Source organism: Anaerostipes sp. 494a, assembly GCF_001940315.1.
Taxonomy (GTDB): domain Bacteria; phylum Bacillota; class Clostridia; order Lachnospirales; family Lachnospiraceae; genus Anaerostipes; species Anaerostipes faecalis.
In genome coordinates this window covers 101540-118132 of the sequence record NZ_MJIF01000001.1, presented here as the reverse complement: position 1 = coordinate 118132, position 16593 = coordinate 101540, and the positions used below count along the sequence as shown (strand labels likewise).

Sequence of the window (16593 nt, the reverse complement as noted above, 5' to 3'; positions counted from 1 at the left end):
GACCCTTGAGCCTGCCTATGCATTCCATTATGAAACACCCCATTTATCTTTGTATTGATTTCCGTATTTAATAATGGCAAGGTGTTGTCGTTCCGTGATGTCGCAAATTTCTTTTAAGTGGTATGATTCCAAAATCTTGTTGATATCAAGACCGTTTTCGTCACAAAAATCTAGCAGTGCTCTCTGTTTTACATCCGTGATCTTCTGTGATGATGTATCATTCTGTTTTTCACTCCATTTAAAAACAATTTCGTTGCTCTTTTCTCCATTGATTGTAAGAGATGTAATCTTTTTACCAATCACTTCCATTTCTGAGACCTTGAATTTATCATATGTTGTGTAACGGTCTCCCTGCTTTATCATTTTTACCGCACCATTCGGAATCCATATAAATGGAGCAGTGTAAAGTTCTCTTCCGATTCCTAGATTAAAACAGGCACGCTTAAAAGAGTCGCTTGCTTGTCCTTTCTCACGTTCTGTATAAGACTCTGTTCCAACGTCCTGTTTGGAGATCCACTCTCCTTTCTCTGAATCATACAATTCCACAGTGCAAAACAGGTTTCCGTTTATTAATTCATGATGTCTTTTCCATCCCATGATCCCGACTGTCTCATCTAATATGTTCATATCACACCGAGCGTCCTTGTACAGCAATAAGCTGCATCCGGTTGATTTACATGTTGACACTCTGCACTCTACTTCATCGGCTCTTAGATCTCTAAATTTCATTTTCGCACCTCCTCATGTCAAAGTCGTTGTCTATCCTATTGCCTAGATGAACATCTTCAAAATCTACGTCGTGTGCAGGGCATCCGTAAAAAGATTCTATAATCCTCTTTCTCAAATCATCGTCACATGAAATTTCATCTTCTATGATTTCCTCTAGTGCCTGGCGTTCGCTCAAACTTGCGAAACATCTGTTTTTTATGTCCTTCCACGCATCTTCTTTTTTTATGTATTCTCCTTCATATTCGTAACATATCATTGTTTTACCTTCCATCTTGTGTTATAATGTCTGTGTGTTATAATGTTACTTTGCCATTGGAAGTTTCCACTTCCGTGGCATTTTTTTATTTTCTTTTTCAATCATCATCCTCCTCAAAATCTTTCTCTGACATCCATGCAAAGCCACCTATCACAAGGCACATCGTCAGCCAAAACGGTGTTTCAACAAACGTCTGCAATAAAATACCGGTAATGATCAATGCTCGTCCTAAGTTTTTATTCATTTCATGCTCCTTTCTGCTCCCATTATGAATCCTGCTATTCTATAAGCCAGATCCTCATTCTGAGGTTTTGCCCCAATAAAGAAATTCACGCTTGTTGGTATCTGCAAAATATTAGAGATCATAATCAACTGCTCTATGGTGAATTTCCCAGAGTTCTTCATTTTCTTACAGAATGTCTCTTTAGTAATTCCTAGTTTTTTTGCCATATAGTCATAGTCAACTTTTCTTTCTGTCATATACTGCACTATTGTTCCAGTTACTGCAGCTGTTTTCTTTTCTACATCAGTAGATGCTAATCTTGGCATAGGCCCCTCCTTTCCCTGTTTCATAGATATCGTTTACAGTTACTCCAAGTACATTAGCAAGCTTAGGGATATCACAAGCTTTAATCAATTTTCGCCCGTTCAACATATCGCATAATTCCTGTGATGTGAATCCAGCTCTTTTTGCAACATAAACTTGCTTTAATCCTTTTTCTTTTATGATTCTGGCTACTCCATCACTAAATGGAGTATTCATCTCTTTTATGGTCAAAATCTACATCACTCCTTCCTTTGATTGCTTTAATTTCGAGCATCACATTACTCTTTCTTAAATAAGTCTTCTATTTTCCATTCAGGAAAATATCTGTCTCTTATCAAAATTGATTCCTCTACGGAGAAAGAGCTAATGCCATTTAGCTTATTTGCTACGCTATTCCAATGTCTTCCTAATAGTTTTGCGACATCTTCTTTTTTTACCTTCTTCTTTGCCATTTCTCCGATTAAAGTTGCATACAATGCGTTCCCTCCTTTCTTTTACGAATTTTCGTTAATACTCTTTCAGTATACACGATATTTCGTAAATGTCAACAATTATTTTTGAATTTTCATAATTTTTTGTTGAATTTTCGTTAATTAGATGATATTATATTCCCATATAAAGGAGGTGTACTACATGGGAATTTCAGAGGATAAATTAAAAGAATTGATTTTATCAAAATATAAAAGTATTAGGGAATATACAAATGAAATAAATATGCCATATTCCACACTTGATAGTATTTTTAAAAGAGGTATCAGAAAGGCAAGTGTTGATAATTTAATAAAAATCTGCAATTCTCTTAATATAAGTGCGGATGCATTGGTTGATGGGCGTATAGAAAAAAGGGAATCTGAAATTTCTACTGTCGCAGCTCATTTTGACGGCGCTGAATTTACAGAAGAACAACTTGAGAGAATAAAGGCGTTTGCAGCATTTATAAAAAGTGAAGATAAATAAAAATTAAGGGGCGATAATTTGAATAATTATGAAGAACTATTACAAGAAGCTAGTGATAACCAAATTACTGTCCATGATTACTATCTAGGTGAAGGGCTTGACGCATTATACATGGACAATAATATCGCAATATCACCAAAGGTCCGTTCTACTAAAAAAAGAGCATGTTTAATTGCTGAAGAAATTGGACATCATGAAACATCTTTTGGGGATATTTTAGATCAACGTGTTGCCGAGAACAGGAAACAAGAATTTCAAGCAAGAATGTATGCTTATAACAAATTAATTGGTATCCAGGGGCTCATAGATTGTTATGAATACGGATGCACAAATATACACGAAATGGCAGAATACCTGGATGTAACAGAAAGATTTGTTTGGGATGCTCTGGAAGCCTATGAACAAAAATATGGCACACAAATTCGATTTAAAGAATATGTCGTGAGATTCAATCCAAATCTTTCGGTTATGAAAGTTATTTAAACAAAGGAGACATATTATGGGGTTATTTAATAAATTTAAAAGCTTTCTATCAGATGAACCCAAAGTTAATACTGCCGGCCAAGAACTAATGTCGCAAACTGAAATAGTAAAATCTAATTTTTCTATACATCCTGATTTGATCGATTTAGTTTGGATCGGAGATGGTAAATACAAAAACTATAGCAATCAACCTCAATCAAATATGACCTATCCTTATGAAGGATTTGCTATCAAAATATCCGCTTTTGGTCCTAATGAACCAAGCTTACTTTATTTAAAATTTCCAATTGAACAACCTGAACCATCAGAATTAGTTGAAAGGCCGCCATATTATCCTTTTTATAGTGAACTAACACCAAAACAAAAATACCTGTACTGGAAATTTTTAAGTGATCCATATAATCCTTCTAATGATATTGGTTATGCATTTATTTTTTATTATGGACTAGAACGTCATCTTTTATATGGAAATTTTGATCAAGCATTTGATATTATCTTAAAATTAAGAGATGTTTATAATAATCGTTCATTCCAAAATTACTCTGCCAGTGCACTTATTTTATCTTCAATGATACATAAGCGAGCAGACTGTGCGAAAAAATTCATGAACTCATTAGATAAAGAATATGAATTTCAAATGCCAGGAGAACTATATTTTTTATGTAAATTGGGATTAAATATCCCAATCACTGCTTATGATATTGTAAAATTTCATAAATTTTTTGGATTCTCTAATAATCGATACATAAAAAATAATTATGATTTGTTTATCAAAAACCTTACCAACAATATTATCGAAATAAATAACGGAAACGATTTACTTAATGCTAAGATTTATTTTACTGAATCAGATTTTTTAAATACAAAAACGATTCCTGTCTTTGCTAACGTATCAATACGTGAAAAAGATGTATCCATCCCTGATATAACTAAGGCATCAAATTTTATGGGAACTATATTTACTTTATTGGACAAAGCGCATAAAGATACAAAAAAAGAATTGGCAGAAATTCGAAAAAAGAAAAAATCCCACAAAAATATTGAAAACAATACAAACGACGTTCAATTATTACCTTTAAATTATAGTGATATAATTTCTGATTTTAAAAAATTAAATGAAATTATAAGTCTATATACTTCCTCTCTTGGACTTCCTAAATTAGAAATAGATCCAGAAGATTTTGTATATTCAGGTCAAAATCCATCACATTTTGAATTGGTACCACTAACCAAAACCGGAAAACAACCAAAATTCAAAAAAGTATTTTATTATCGCACCAAAGATTATTCTTCTTCTGAACCAGTTAAAAACTATTTTGGTGATATTTACTATTTACAAAATGGAGATATTGGGAAAGCAAAAATGATTTTTTGGATTAAAAGAACAATGTACCATATAACATTGAAAATTATAAATGAAAAACTGTGTATAAATAAAATTGAATATATAACTGAAGATTCTAACAGAGAAATAGTATATAAGATTAACGAAAAATGCTTACCTAAAAATAATCCTGCCAAAACAATTTCTGTTGCAGATGAAATTTTAAAATTCAAACAACTTTTAGACATTGGAGCAATAACAGAAAAAGAATTTGAAACAAAGAAAAAAGAGCTGTTAAACCTATAAAATAAAAAGCCGCCCGGCGGCAACCAGGCGGCATGAAAGCATCGGATAATCCTCTGCCTATAAACAAAGTATATTATACCAATTAATTATATTTTTTACAACGGAGGATTTAGGTATGGAAAAAGAAAAATTTTATCAAAAAACATGGTTCACTGTTTTATTTCTTATTTTATTCTTTCCAGTTGGTCTTTTTACCATGTGGAAGTATAAGAAATTTAACAAAATTGCAAGAATTATAATTACAGTTTTACTTGTATTTTTTTGTCTTGTATCATATTTAAGCGATGATTCTGACAGTACAGATTCATCATCTACAGAGGCGACCACAGAAGCAACTACAGAAGCGACCACAGAAGCAACTACAAAAGCGACCACAGAAGCAACTACAAAAGCAACTACAGCGGCAACTACAAAAGCAACTACAGCAAAGAAAAAGCTTACAAAAAAGGACTATAACCCTCAAATTACTTATAATGATTTAGCCAGAACTCCGGATAAGTATAAATATAAACGAATCACTTTTCAGGGGAAAGTAATACAGGTAATGGAAGATGATGCGAACAATCAAACGCAAATTCGTCTTGCAACAAAAGATGGATATGATGATGTTATTCTTGTAGCCTTTAATCGAAGTATAATAAAAACAAGAGTGTTAGAAGATGATGTCATTAGATTTTACGGAATATCCGTTGGACTTATAACCTATGAGTCAACTATGGGAGGGAATATAACAATCCCAGCAGCTACAGCGGAAAAAATTAAAATATTAAATCAATAACCAAAAAGAAAACCGCCCGGCTGCAACTGGGCGGAATTTAAGAGATTTATGTATAGTATATTGTACTTTTATAAAAACTCGTTGACACCCGTACACCTAAAATGATATAGTATATACAAGTAATTTGAATTTTATTTCTTTTATTTGCATATATTAATTTGGAACGTACTCAGGTGACCTTCGGGCCCTGGGTCTTTTTTTATTTTTGAGGTACTTATGACAGATAAAATTTTTAGAACCCATGATGATTTAATTGAAATTCTTAATTCTAGAGGTCTTGTTATCACAACTGATGAAGATATAGCCTTTGCTAAGCAAGTTTTGTCTCAAATTGGATACTATAATCTGATAAACGGCTATAACAAAATGTTTTTAGAACAAAACAACTCGGATACAGACTTATATCGTTCTGGAACAACTTTGCAAGAAATTCACGCATTATATCAATTTGATAAAAAATTAAGAAGCATATTCATGAAATATATTTTGAGTGTAGAAACTCATATCAAAAATTTAATTGCTTACTTTTTCTCGAAAGAACATGGGCACAAAAACTATTTAATCTATAATAATTTCAACACACATGTTAAAAATGCCCACAAACAAATTCCAGATTTAATTGCTAATATACAAAACCAAATTGCCTCACGAAGTTCCGACCCAAGCATACAACATTATCTTAAGGAATATGGTTATATCCCTCTTTGGGTCCTGAACAATATTTTAACATTTGGAACGATTAGTAAATTTTATAGCCTTATGAACACTCAAGAACGCCAAGCTGTATCAAGACAATTTGGAATACAAGATAATGAATTAGAAAATTTATTATTTTATTTATCAGGCATTAGAAACTTCTGTGCACATGATAATCGTCTTTATTGTTATCGGACAAAAAGACCAATTATTGATACAATTTATCATCGTGATTTACAAATAGAACAAAATAAGTCTGGTGAATTTTTATTAGGAAAGCGCGACTTGTTTGCTGCTGTCATTGCATTAAAAATATTATTGTCAAAAAATGATATTAAACGCATATCAAAAGAATTGTATCGAAATTTTGGTATACTTTATCAAAAATTAGATATTTTAGAAAAAGATGAAATTCTAAACGAGATGGGCTTTCCAAAGAATTGGAAATATATAGAAAGATTATAGCTTTGTAAGAATTTATCAAATAAAAAACCGCCCAGCTTCCAACCGGACGGAATTTTAGAAACCTATCAACCAAGGATGATTGATACAGTTCTGCATGAACAACAGAATTATATCATACATCCTACACAAATTACAAATGGATAGGGTGTATTTTTTGCACCCTTTTTTAGAAAGGATGATGTTATATGCCAACAGCAAAACGATTACCAAGCGGCTCCTGGCGCTGTCAGGTTTATAGCCACACAGAAAAAACTACTGATAAAGACGGAAACGAAAAAGAAAAACGAATATATAAATCATTCACAAGCCAAGACAAAACCAGAAAAGGGAAAATAGAAGTTGAAAACCTTGCAAATGAGTTTTTGCTAAACAAAGATAAAGACAACGGCAACGCACCCATAGAAATCACATTAAAAGAAGCATTCGATGGTTACATTAAATTAAAAGAAAACATACTATCTCCGTCTACAATCAAGGCATACAAAAGCATAGCAAAAAATGATTTTAAATCAATTATGAAAAAAAATATCAACTCGATCACGTCAAACGAAATCCAAGCAGAAATCAATCGTATATCAGCAAAAAACTCTGCAAAGACAACTAGGAACAAACACGGATTGCTTTCTTCTGTGTTTGCAATGTATCGACCAAACTTCTTGATCAGGACGACTCTCCCACAGAAAGAGCAAATTGACCTCACTATTCCATTAGATGCAGATGTAAGAAAACTAATTGAAATTATATCAAATGAAGGAAAAGACAAAGATTTAGAAATTGCAATATTGTTAGCTGCTTTCGGCCCTATGCGAAGGTCAGAAATTTGTGGATTGCATAAAAAAGAAATTAATGGTGATATTGTACACGTTAAATATGCTATGGTGCAGAATTATAAAAATGAATGGGTTCTTAAACGAACGAAGTCTTTTGCTGGAGATCGTTTTATTCAATTTCCTCATTTTGTCGCAGAAAAATTTGACGATTACCCAGAAAAAGTAGTAAGCATAAATCCTGCACAAATCACATTAAGATTTGAACGATTAATAAAAAAACACGGATTAAAAAAATTTAGATTTCATGATTTGCGTCACTACTGTGCATCTATTCAACACGCTTTAGGTGTTCCTGATGCTTACATAATGCAACGTGGAGGTTGGAAGTCAGAAGCTGTTTTGAAAAATGTATATAGACACGCATTAGAAGATAAGCAAAAAGAAGTAAACAAAGATATAAATAATCATTTTGAAAAAATATGCAACACGAATGCAACACGAAAATAGAATATTTGGCTTAAACACTATATGTTTAGAATTATTATATGGGGTTCGAGTCCCACCATCGGCATTTGTCAGTTATGGTGAAATGTCCATTCTATATGGATATTTCACTTTTTTCTTTCTTAAAAGAGTGATTACCTTTGATTACCATTTCCTCAAAAACATTCCGAAAAGATACACAAAGTGTATAAAAAGAAACAGCAGGGTCATACATTTATATGCCCTGCAAACTTATTATCCTTTTAATTCAATTAACAGATCTTCAATCTGATCTATACAGGCGCCACATACACTTCCTGCACCTGTTATATCTTTAATTGCATCAACTGTTGTTGCACCTTCTTCATAAGCATCCATAATCTGCCCTGCTGTTACATCCAGACAAGGACAAATCATCTGTTCTCTGTCCATAATCAATACCTCCTAATAACTATAATCTAGAGCCCTATTACAGGACTTCATAAGCTATTATAGGCTTTTTGTGATTTTCTATACATTTTTTATGATATTTTCCAATCCTCTCTTTCGAATCTGTTTATTTACAAACTGAGCAAGCAGCTGATAAAGCACTGAACAGATTGGAATACTGAAAATCATTCCAACAACTCCGGAAATATTTCCTCCAACTGTAACTGCAACCAGTACCCAGATTGCCGGTAATCCCACAGAATTGCCAACCACATGAGGATAGATCAGATTACCTTCAATCTCCTGTATAACCACAAATACCACAATAAAAATAATTGCCTGTTTCCAGTCTACCATTAGAATCAGAAATACACCTACCCAGCAGCCTATAAAACCTCCAACAATTGGTATCAAAGATGTAACTCCAATAAACACTGCAATCAAAATTGCATACGGTATTCCAAAAAGCTGCATACTGATAAATATCAGCATTCCTAAAATAACAGCCTCCATACATTGTCCTGACAGGAAATTGGAAAACGTCTGAACTGATAATCTTCCAACTTTAATCATGTTTTCTACAATTCTCACTGGAAGAATCGCAAATAGCAGTTTTTTTATCTGATTTGCCAGAATTTCTTTCTTAAGCAGTGCATTCAAAGCAAATACCAGACCTAAGGCAAAACTTATCACCGCCTGTACTGCACCGGAAATAACGCTAACTGTAGAATTAAGAAGACCGGTTGCCCAGGTCTGCAGATAATTCATCAGCTCTCCACTAACCTTATTCCAATCAATTTCCATCTGTTCAATATATTTATGTATGGCAGGATTATTCTTTGTCATTTGATTAAGCACATCCTGTATCTGTCTGGCAAATCCCGGAATACTGTTTGATAGTTTATATAAAGTATCCACAAGTTCCGGAATGATCAGTCCAAGAACGAGCAAAATTACCCCTATAATACATGCAATGGCGCTGACGATACTTAATGCTCTTTTCCCTTTCTTCACTTTTGAAAAAACTTTTCTTTCAAAAAAACTCATAGGAACATTTATAATAAATGCCAGACAGCTTCCTAGAATAAAAGGAAACGCAACAGAAGATACATAAGATATCCCCTTAATCATTAGCTGTATATTACTCAACCCCAAATATAAAACGATACCAAATGCCACCACAAGAAAAGGGGTTTTATCATTTTCTTTAAAAAATTTCATCTTTTAAATTCTCCTTTTGTAAAAGATAGAAAACATCAAAGGAGACAGTATCCTGTCTCCTCTGTTATCTTATGCATATTATTATTTTATCTTTTGTAATACCCGGGAATGCCGGTCTCGCAATTTTGACGCCTAGCTAAGCTAGGTGGGTCATCTCAACAAACCTTCTGCCGTCCCTTACAAAAAGAGGGCATGACATCCAGTTCATTATACGATGTCCCGTGACAAGTAAATGTAGGTTCAAAATAGCAAGTTATCGCACACCCCAGGCTTTTAACTTTACATTAATTATACTTTAAGTATGTTTATTTTGCAAGACACCCATACATGAAATTCTATCCAATATGAATTGTACTTGTTTTCTGAAATGGTGATATCCTGTCATAACCACTAATATCATCTCTCAAATCTCTTTTTAAATATTGAAAGGTTTCATCTTCACCTTTCTTGGCATACATAGTCAGAAGCATAGTCAGATAATCCCTGGATGCATCATTCATAATCGTTGCTCCTATTCCATGATTAAAATATTCCAACGGACTTTCTTTTGTAAATTTATTTCCATTGTATATCTTCCCGGCACTTACTCTGTCTACAAACATTTCTGCCATGTATTTTTTTGGAATCTTCATTCCCACAAGTCCTTGATGATGTACATCAAGACTATAATCAATCCAATACTCAAAATGATGTTTATTTCTTCCTTTGTGATGAAGCCATGCCATAGATACACCATTTTTCAGACGCTCACCATTGTTAGGGCTCTGCGTTCCTTTATAATAAAGAATTCCAGGAATAAATTCAGCCGGAGAATACTTTGACATATCATGCATCAATCCCTGCCGATATAATCCCAGCCGGAAGCATCCCTTTGCCACAAGTATTTTATGCCGTGTAATCGTTTTAAAATGTCCAAGAATATTCATATCATCCAACTCCTACTGCAAATACAAATTTCTTCCATATTACTATAGCAAAAACCCCGATTAAAGAAAAGTACATTTTTTAAAACAGCATCTCCAAACATTCCCATTTGAAGATGCTGTTCACTATTATGATTGGTAATTCAAGCCCGGCAAAGATTATAAATTTGTATAACCCATCAGCTGATAATCTACTTCTCTGGCAACATCTCGTCCTTCACGAATTGCCCATACAACCAGAGACTGTCCACGATGCATATCACCTGCTACAAATACATTTTTTACACTTGTGGCAAAACTATTCTGCTCTGTTTCCACATTGGTTCTTGCATTTACCTTTACTCCAAAGGCATCTGTAACATACTTTTCACTTCCTAAGAATCCTGCTGCAATTAATACTAAATCTGCAGGTATCTCTTTTTCTGAACCTTCTACAGGAACCATTGCCATTCTTCCTGTTTTTTCGTCCTTTTTACTTTCTAATGAAACAAGTACAGCTTTACATACTTCGCCTTTTTTATTCATCTTAAATTCTTTTACTGTTGTCTGATAAATTCTTGGGTCATGTCCAAAAACTGCTATAGCTTCTTCCTGACCATAATCTGTCTTACAGATTCTAGGCCATTCTGGCCATGGATTGTCTTCTGTACGCTGATCCGGAAGTTTTGGCATCATTTCCAGCTGTGTAACACTTTTAGCACCATGACGGATGGATGTTCCCACACAGTCATTTCCAGTATCTCCACCACCGATAACAATAACATTTTTTCCTTTTGCAGAAATATATTTATTATCTTTCAGTTCAGAATCAAGAAGACTTTTTGTAGTTGCCTTTAAGAAATCTACTGCAAAATAAATTCCCTTTGCTTCACGTCCAGGTACTTCAATATTTCTTGGATTAGAAGAACCACAGGCAAGTACAATCGCATCATACTCTTTCTTTAACTGTTCTGGTTTGATGTCTTTTCCAACATTTGTATTGGCAACGAAATGAATCCCTTCTTCTTCCATGATTTTCAATTTACGTTCTACAATATGTTTTTCCAGTTTCATATTTGGAATACCATACATTAACAATCCGCCAAAGCGATCAGAACGTTCATATACAGTCACTTCATGCCCGCGTTTATTTAAAGAATTTGCTGCTGATAAACCTGCCGGTCCAGAACCTATCACTGCAACTTTCTTTCCTGTACGGAATTTTGGAGGCATTGCTTTTGCAAGACCATTGGCATATCCATATTCAACAATACTTAACTCATTTTGTTTTGAGCAGACCGGATCTCCATCCAGTCCACAGGTACATGCATTTTCACAAAGAGCCGGACAAACACGTCCTGTAAATTCAGGAAATGGATTAGTCTTTTTCAATCTGCGATAGGCCTGCTTCCAGTTTCCTGTACAAATCAGGTCGTTCCATTCCGGAACAAGATTGTTTAACGGACATCCTGAAGCCATTCCGTTTAACACCTGTCCGGACTGGCAGAACGGCACTCCACAGTCCATACATCTAGCTCCCTGTTTCTGCTGTTCCTCTTTTGGAAGAGGAACATGAAATTCATTATAATGTTTGATTCTTTCTTTTGGAGATTCAGCCTGGGCATCTTCTCTCACATAATCTAAAAATCCAGTTGGTTTTCCCATAATTTCCTCCTCCTAATTCTGTCCATTGGCATTCATGTAAAACGCTTCAATCTGTGCCTGTTCACTACTTAATCCACGTTCTTCCATCTGCACGATCAGATTCTGCATCTTCTTGTAATCATTTGGCATAATCTTTTTGAATTTTGGCAAATATTTTCCAAGATTCTTGAGAATTTCCTTACCTTTTTCAGAATTTGTATATGCTACATGTTCTTTCAGCATTTCTTTTACTTCCATAACATCATATTTAGAGGTAACCGGTTCAATTGAAACCATTTCTTTATTCAGATTCATATATAACTTGCTTTCTTCATCCAGAACATATGCAACTCCACCACTCATACCTGCAGCAAAGTTTTTACCGGTTGGTCCGAGAACCAGCACACGTCCTCCAGTCATATATTCACATCCATGATCACCAACACCTTCTACAACAGCTGTTGCTCCAGAGTTACGTACACAGAAACGTTCACCTGCAATACCGTTAATATATGCTTTACCACTTGTTGCTCCATATAATGCAACGTTACCTACGATAATATTTTCTTCGGCTTTAAATTTCACTCCTTTTGGTGGACAAAGCACTAATTTACCACCGGATAAACCTTTTCCAAAATAGTCGTTACTGTCTCCCACCAGCTGTAAAGTCAGTCCTTTCGGGATAAATGCTCCAAAACTCTGTCCGCCGGCACCATTACATTTTACTGTATATGTATCGTCTTCCAGTGTCTGTTCTCCCCATTTTCTTGTAATCTCAGCTCCAAACATTGTTCCAAATGTACGATCAATGTTTGTTACATCAATTTCAATACTCTTCTTCTGCTTTTTATCCAGTGCAGTCTTTAACTGTTTCATCAGAACTTTTTCATCTGCTGTCTGTTCCAGTTTAAAGTCATAAACTTTCTTATGATTGTAATCCATCTTTTCTGCATTTACAAAAGTTGGATCTAAGATACGTGATAAATCCACATGTTTTTCCTCGGCTACATGATTTGGTCTTAACAAATCTGTACGCCCTACCAGTTCATCCACTGTGGCAACACCTAATTTTGCCATATATTCTCTTAATTCCTGAGCAATAAATCTCATGAAATTCATTACATATTCCGGTTTACCTTTAAAACGTTTTCTTAATTCCGGATTCTGTGTCGCAACACCAACAGGACATGTATCCAGATTACAAACACGCATCATAACACAACCAAGTGTTACAAGTGGCGCTGTTGCAAATCCAAATTCTTCTGCACCAAGCATTGCTGCAATGGCAACATCACGTCCGCTCATCAGTTTTCCATCTGTTTCTACGATAACTTTGTTACGTAAATCATTCATCATAAGATTCTGATGTGCCTCTGCCAAACCAAGTTCCCAAGGAAGCCCTGCATTATAGATAGAATTTCTAGGTGCTGCTCCAGTACCACCATCATATCCGGAAATCAGGATAACCTGTGCTCCTGCTTTTGCAACACCAGAAGCAACAGTACCAACTCCTGCTTCAGATACCAGTTTGACAGAAATTCTTGCATCTTTATTTGCATTCTTACAGTCATAGATCAATTGTGCCAAATCCTCGATTGAATAAATGTCATGATGAGGTGGTGGTGAAATCAATCCTACACCAGCTGTTGAATGACGTGTTTTTGCAATCCAAGGGTAAACTTTCTTTCCTGGAAGATGACCACCTTCTCCAGGTTTAGCTCCCTGAGCCATTTTAATCTGAATTTCTTTTGCACTTACCAGATATTCACTGGTTACACCAAATCGTCCAGATGCAATCTGTTTGATTGCAGAACAGCGATTCAAACCATCTCTTCCAATTGTTAAACGTTCCGGTCTTTCTCCACCTTCACCACTATTAGATTTACCACCCAGTTTATTCATAGCAATGGCAAGGGTTTCATGAGCTTCTCCGGAAATAGATCCATAAGACATAGCTCCCGTTTTAAAACGTTTTACAATGGAATCAACACTTTCAACTTTTTCAATCGGAATTCCTTTTTTAGGATAATTAAATTCCATTAATCCTCTTAAATTTCCAGGTTCTAATTCCTGATCGATCATATGTGTATATTCTTTAAACAACTCATAATTTCCAGTTCTTGTTGCAGTTTGTAATGTATGAATTGTTCTTGGATTATACAGATGCTGTTCTTTTCCACTTCTATATTTATGACTTCCTGCACTTTCAAGAGTCATATCATTTTCCAGTCCAAGAGGATCAAATGCCGATGCATGTCGTGCATCCACATCTTCTTCAAGATCTTTTAATGAAATTCCTTCCACACGACTGACAGTATTTGTAAAATATTTATTTACCACATCAGAGTTAATACCAATAGCTTCAAAAATCTGAGATCCCTGATAAGACTGAATTGTTGAAATACCCATCTTAGATGCAATCTTAACAATTCCATGAAGTATGGCATTTGTATAATCATTTACTGCTGCATAATAATCTTTGTGAAGCAATTCATCATCAATCAGCTTCTGAATACTCTGCAGTGCAAGATATGGATTCACGGCACATGCACCATATCCAAGAAGTGTAGCAAAATGATGTACTTCTCTTGGTTCACCACTTTCCAGAATCAATGCAACAGAAGTACGTTTTTTCGTTCTGATCAGATGCTGATGCATTGCTGAAACAGCCAGTAATGATGGAATTGCCACATGGTTTTCATCCACACCACGGTCAGATAAAATAATAATATTGGCACCATCACGATAAGCTCTGTCCACTTCTACAAAAAGACGATCCAGTGCTTTTTCAAGTGATGTATTTTTATAATATATAATAGGAAGTTCTACAACCTTAAATCCTTCTTTTTTCATGTTCTTGATTTTTAACAAATCTGTATCTGTAAGGATTGGATTATGAACTTTTAATACTCGACAGTTTTCCGGTTTTTCATCAAGAATGTTTCCTTCTTTACCAACATAAATCGTGGTGGATGTTACAAGTTCCTCACGAATTGCATCAATAGGCGGATTTGTAACCTGTGCAAACAACTGTTTAAAATAATTAAACAACGGCTGATGTTTTTTAGATAATACTGCCAATGGTGTATCTGTACCCATTGCAGCAATAGCTTCTGTTCCATTTAACGCCATTGGCTGAATAGTTGTTTTGATTTCTTCATAAGTATATCCAAATGCTTTCATCATTTTTTCTCGTTCTTCTTTTCCATAAGAAGGAACTGGCTCATTTGGAATCTTTAAGTCTTTTAATTCTAACAGATTGCTGTCCAGCCATTCACCATAAGGTTCTTTCTTTGCGTATTTTTCTTTTACTACATCGTCTGCAATTACTTTTCCCTGGATAGTATCTACCAGAAGCATCTTTCCAGGACGAAGTCTTTCTTTTACTACAATTTTTGTCGGATCAATATCTAAAACACCAATTTCAGAAGAAAGGATCAACTGATCATCATCTGTAATATAGTATCTTGATGGACGTAATCCATTACGATCCAGAACGGCACCAACCTGATCCCCATCTGTGAACAAAATAGATGCAGGTCCATCCCACGGTTCCATCATAGTTGCATAATACTGATAAAAGTCTTTCTTTTCCTGTGTTATAACTTTATTATTTTCCCATGGCTCTGGAATTGTAATCATAACTGCATGAGGAAGGTCCATACCACTCATTACCAGAAATTCCAATGTATTGTCCAGTCTCGCTGAATCTGATCCGTTTGGATTTACTACAGGAATCAGTTTATGCATCTCATTTTTAAGATATTCAGATTCCATATTTTCTTCACGGGCAAGCATCTTATCAGCATTTCCACGGATGGTATTAATTTCACCATTATGAACAATAAAACGATATGGATGCGCTTTTTCCCAGCTTGGTGTTGTATTTGTACTAAATCTGGAATGAACAAGTGCAATAGCAGATTCATAGGATACATCCTGTAAATCTTTAAAGAATGTACGAAGCTGTCCAACCAGAAACATACCTTTATATACTATGGTACGGCTTGATAAAGAGACAACATATGATTCTTCATTACTCTGTTCAAATACCTTTCGTGCTATATATAACTTACGATCAAAAGCAAGTCCTTTTTCCACATCTGCAGGTTTCTTTACAAATCCCTGCAGAATCTTAGGCATACATTCCAGTGCCTTTTTACCAAGAACTCCTGGATCTGTAGGAACCTCTCTCCATCCCAGGAATGTCATTCCTTCTTTCTCAACTATGATTTCAAACATCTTTTTAGCCTGACGAAGTCTTAATTCATCATTAGGAAAAAAGAACATACCAATTCCGTATTCTCTCTCATCTCCAATGTCAATCTGGGCTTCTTTACAGGCTTTTGTAAAAAATTTATGTGAAATCTGAAGCATGATACCTACACCATCTCCAGTTTCTCCCGCTGCATCTTTACCAGCTCTATGTTCTAATGTTTCAACGATCTTCAGGGCATTATCAACTGTCTGATGATTTTTTACACCTTTGATGTTTACACATGCACCAATACCACAGTTGTCATGCTCGAAGCTTGGATCATATAATCCTGGCATCTGTTTATCCTGATTCATCATCTTCCTTCATCCTTTCGTCAAATTCTTT

General features: G+C 34.8%; 17 protein-coding genes and 1 other RNA gene. 6 read left to right on the top strand and 12 right to left on the bottom strand.

The window, feature by feature from the left end; translation table 11 throughout:
- Nucleotides 1–27: 27 nt before the first annotated feature.
- From BHF70_RS00615 to BHF70_RS00595, 6 genes are all read right to left on the bottom strand, one after another.
- Nucleotides 28–729 (bottom strand): hypothetical protein, encoded by a 702-nt coding sequence (locus BHF70_RS00615; RefSeq protein ID WP_075758445.1) that lies wholly within the window; start codon nucleotides 727–729, stop codon nucleotides 28–30.
- Nucleotides 719–985, bottom strand: coding sequence for a hypothetical protein (locus BHF70_RS00610; protein WP_075758444.1), 267 nt, complete (start codon nucleotides 983–985; stop codon nucleotides 719–721). Before BHF70_RS00610 ends, BHF70_RS00615 begins: the two co-directional genes overlap by 11 nt.
- Nucleotides 986–1082: 97 nt before the next feature.
- A complete protein-coding gene (locus BHF70_RS12405) occupies nucleotides 1083–1229 on the bottom strand; it encodes a hypothetical protein (RefSeq protein ID WP_158024861.1) in 147 nt (48 codons plus the stop codon).
- Entirely contained in the window at nucleotides 1226–1534 is a 309-nt protein-coding gene (locus BHF70_RS00605) for a hypothetical protein (RefSeq protein ID WP_075758443.1), read from the bottom strand. The genes BHF70_RS12405 and BHF70_RS00605 overlap by 4 nt, the downstream gene beginning before the upstream one ends.
- Nucleotides 1512–1763, bottom strand: a complete 252-nt coding sequence (locus BHF70_RS00600; RefSeq protein ID WP_242946276.1) for a helix-turn-helix transcriptional regulator — start codon at nucleotides 1761–1763, stop codon at nucleotides 1512–1514. The genes BHF70_RS00605 and BHF70_RS00600 overlap by 23 nt, the downstream gene beginning before the upstream one ends.
- Before the next feature lie 47 nt (nucleotides 1764–1810).
- A complete protein-coding gene (locus BHF70_RS00595) occupies nucleotides 1811–2008 on the bottom strand; it encodes a hypothetical protein (RefSeq protein WP_075758442.1) in 198 nt (65 codons plus the stop codon).
- Nucleotides 2009–2165: 157 nt separating this feature from the next.
- On the opposite strand from BHF70_RS00595, the gene BHF70_RS00590 reads away from it, so the two are divergent.
- From BHF70_RS00590 to BHF70_RS00565, 6 genes are all read left to right on the top strand, one after another.
- Nucleotides 2166–2489 (top strand): helix-turn-helix domain-containing protein, encoded by a 324-nt coding sequence (locus BHF70_RS00590; protein WP_075758441.1) that lies wholly within the window; start codon nucleotides 2166–2168, stop codon nucleotides 2487–2489.
- A gap of 18 nt (nucleotides 2490–2507) precedes the next feature.
- Entirely contained in the window at nucleotides 2508–2972 is a 465-nt protein-coding gene (locus tag BHF70_RS00585) for a hypothetical protein (RefSeq protein ID WP_075758440.1), read from the top strand.
- A gap of 16 nt (nucleotides 2973–2988) precedes the next feature.
- Complete coding sequence (locus tag BHF70_RS00580; protein ID WP_075758439.1) at nucleotides 2989–4602, top strand: TerB N-terminal domain-containing protein; 1614 nt, start codon at nucleotides 2989–2991, stop codon at nucleotides 4600–4602.
- A gap of 115 nt (nucleotides 4603–4717) precedes the next feature.
- A complete protein-coding gene (locus BHF70_RS12720; RefSeq protein WP_083638198.1) occupies nucleotides 4718–5380 on the top strand; it encodes a hypothetical protein in 663 nt (220 codons plus the stop codon).
- A 216-nt stretch (nucleotides 5381–5596) separates the two neighbouring features.
- Nucleotides 5597–6541, top strand: a complete 945-nt coding sequence (locus BHF70_RS00570; RefSeq protein ID WP_075758438.1) for an Abi family protein — start codon at nucleotides 5597–5599, stop codon at nucleotides 6539–6541.
- Nucleotides 6542–6726: 185 nt separating this feature from the next.
- Nucleotides 6727–7818 (top strand): site-specific integrase, encoded by a 1092-nt coding sequence (locus BHF70_RS00565; protein WP_075758437.1) that lies wholly within the window; start codon nucleotides 6727–6729, stop codon nucleotides 7816–7818.
- Between the two features lie 231 nt (nucleotides 7819–8049).
- On the opposite strand, the gene BHF70_RS00560 is transcribed toward BHF70_RS00565, so the two are convergent.
- The 6 genes from BHF70_RS00560 to gltB all read right to left on the bottom strand — a co-directional run bounded on the left by BHF70_RS00560 (nucleotide 8050) and on the right by gltB (nucleotide 16562).
- On the bottom strand, nucleotides 8050–8226 hold the full coding sequence (locus tag BHF70_RS00560; RefSeq protein WP_075758436.1) for a (2Fe-2S)-binding protein: 177 nt from the start codon (nucleotides 8224–8226) through the stop codon (nucleotides 8050–8052).
- A 78-nt stretch (nucleotides 8227–8304) separates the two neighbouring features.
- Entirely contained in the window at nucleotides 8305–9444 is a 1140-nt protein-coding gene (locus BHF70_RS00555) for an AI-2E family transporter (RefSeq protein WP_075758435.1), read from the bottom strand.
- Between the two features lie 95 nt (nucleotides 9445–9539).
- Nucleotides 9540–9719, bottom strand: a non-coding RNA gene (gene ssrS, locus BHF70_RS00550) — 6S RNA.
- Between the two features lie 60 nt (nucleotides 9720–9779).
- On the bottom strand, nucleotides 9780–10370 hold the full coding sequence (locus BHF70_RS00545) for a DUF5662 family protein (protein ID WP_075758434.1): 591 nt from the start codon (nucleotides 10368–10370) through the stop codon (nucleotides 9780–9782).
- A gap of 156 nt (nucleotides 10371–10526) precedes the next feature.
- Nucleotides 10527–12011 carry a glutamate synthase subunit beta gene (locus BHF70_RS00540; protein WP_075758433.1) on the bottom strand — a complete coding sequence of 495 codons (1485 nt, stop codon included), beginning with the start codon at nucleotides 12009–12011 and terminating at the stop codon, nucleotides 10527–10529.
- A 12-nt stretch (nucleotides 12012–12023) separates the two neighbouring features.
- Nucleotides 12024–16562 (bottom strand): glutamate synthase large subunit, encoded by a 4539-nt coding sequence (gltB, locus tag BHF70_RS00535; protein WP_143249393.1) that lies wholly within the window; start codon nucleotides 16560–16562, stop codon nucleotides 12024–12026.
- Between the last annotated feature and the right edge of the window lie 31 nt (nucleotides 16563–16593).

What these genes read in the sequence shown, in the direction of transcription:
- gltB (WP_143249393.1), bottom strand. Translation starts at nt 16,562, where the DNA reads ATGAATCAGGATAAACAGATGCCAGGATTATATGATCCAAGCTTCGAG.
- BHF70_RS00615 (WP_075758445.1), bottom strand. Translation starts at nt 729, where the DNA reads ATGAAATTTAGAGATCTAAGAGCCGATGAAGTAGAGTGCAGAGTGTCA.
- BHF70_RS00605 (WP_075758443.1), bottom strand. Translation starts at nt 1,534, where the DNA reads ATGCCAAGATTAGCATCTACTGATGTAGAAAAGAAAACAGCTGCAGTA.
- BHF70_RS12720 (WP_083638198.1), top strand. Translation starts at nt 4,718, where the DNA reads ATGGAAAAAGAAAAATTTTATCAAAAAACATGGTTCACTGTTTTATTT.
- BHF70_RS12405 (WP_158024861.1), bottom strand. Translation starts at nt 1,229, where the DNA reads ATGAATAAAAACTTAGGACGAGCATTGATCATTACCGGTATTTTATTG.
- BHF70_RS00565 (WP_075758437.1), top strand. Translation starts at nt 6,727, where the DNA reads ATGCCAACAGCAAAACGATTACCAAGCGGCTCCTGGCGCTGTCAGGTT.
- BHF70_RS00570 (WP_075758438.1), top strand. Translation starts at nt 5,597, where the DNA reads ATGACAGATAAAATTTTTAGAACCCATGATGATTTAATTGAAATTCTT.
- BHF70_RS00540 (WP_075758433.1), bottom strand. Translation starts at nt 12,011, where the DNA reads ATGGGAAAACCAACTGGATTTTTAGATTATGTGAGAGAAGATGCCCAG.
- BHF70_RS00560 (WP_075758436.1), bottom strand. Translation starts at nt 8,226, where the DNA reads ATGGACAGAGAACAGATGATTTGTCCTTGTCTGGATGTAACAGCAGGG.
- BHF70_RS00590 (WP_075758441.1), top strand. Translation starts at nt 2,166, where the DNA reads ATGGGAATTTCAGAGGATAAATTAAAAGAATTGATTTTATCAAAATAT.
- BHF70_RS00545 (WP_075758434.1), bottom strand. Translation starts at nt 10,370, where the DNA reads ATGAATATTCTTGGACATTTTAAAACGATTACACGGCATAAAATACTT.
- BHF70_RS00555 (WP_075758435.1), bottom strand. Translation starts at nt 9,444, where the DNA reads ATGAAATTTTTTAAAGAAAATGATAAAACCCCTTTTCTTGTGGTGGCA.
- BHF70_RS00580 (WP_075758439.1), top strand. Translation starts at nt 2,989, where the DNA reads ATGGGGTTATTTAATAAATTTAAAAGCTTTCTATCAGATGAACCCAAA.
- BHF70_RS00610 (WP_075758444.1), bottom strand. Translation starts at nt 985, where the DNA reads ATGATATGTTACGAATATGAAGGAGAATACATAAAAAAAGAAGATGCG.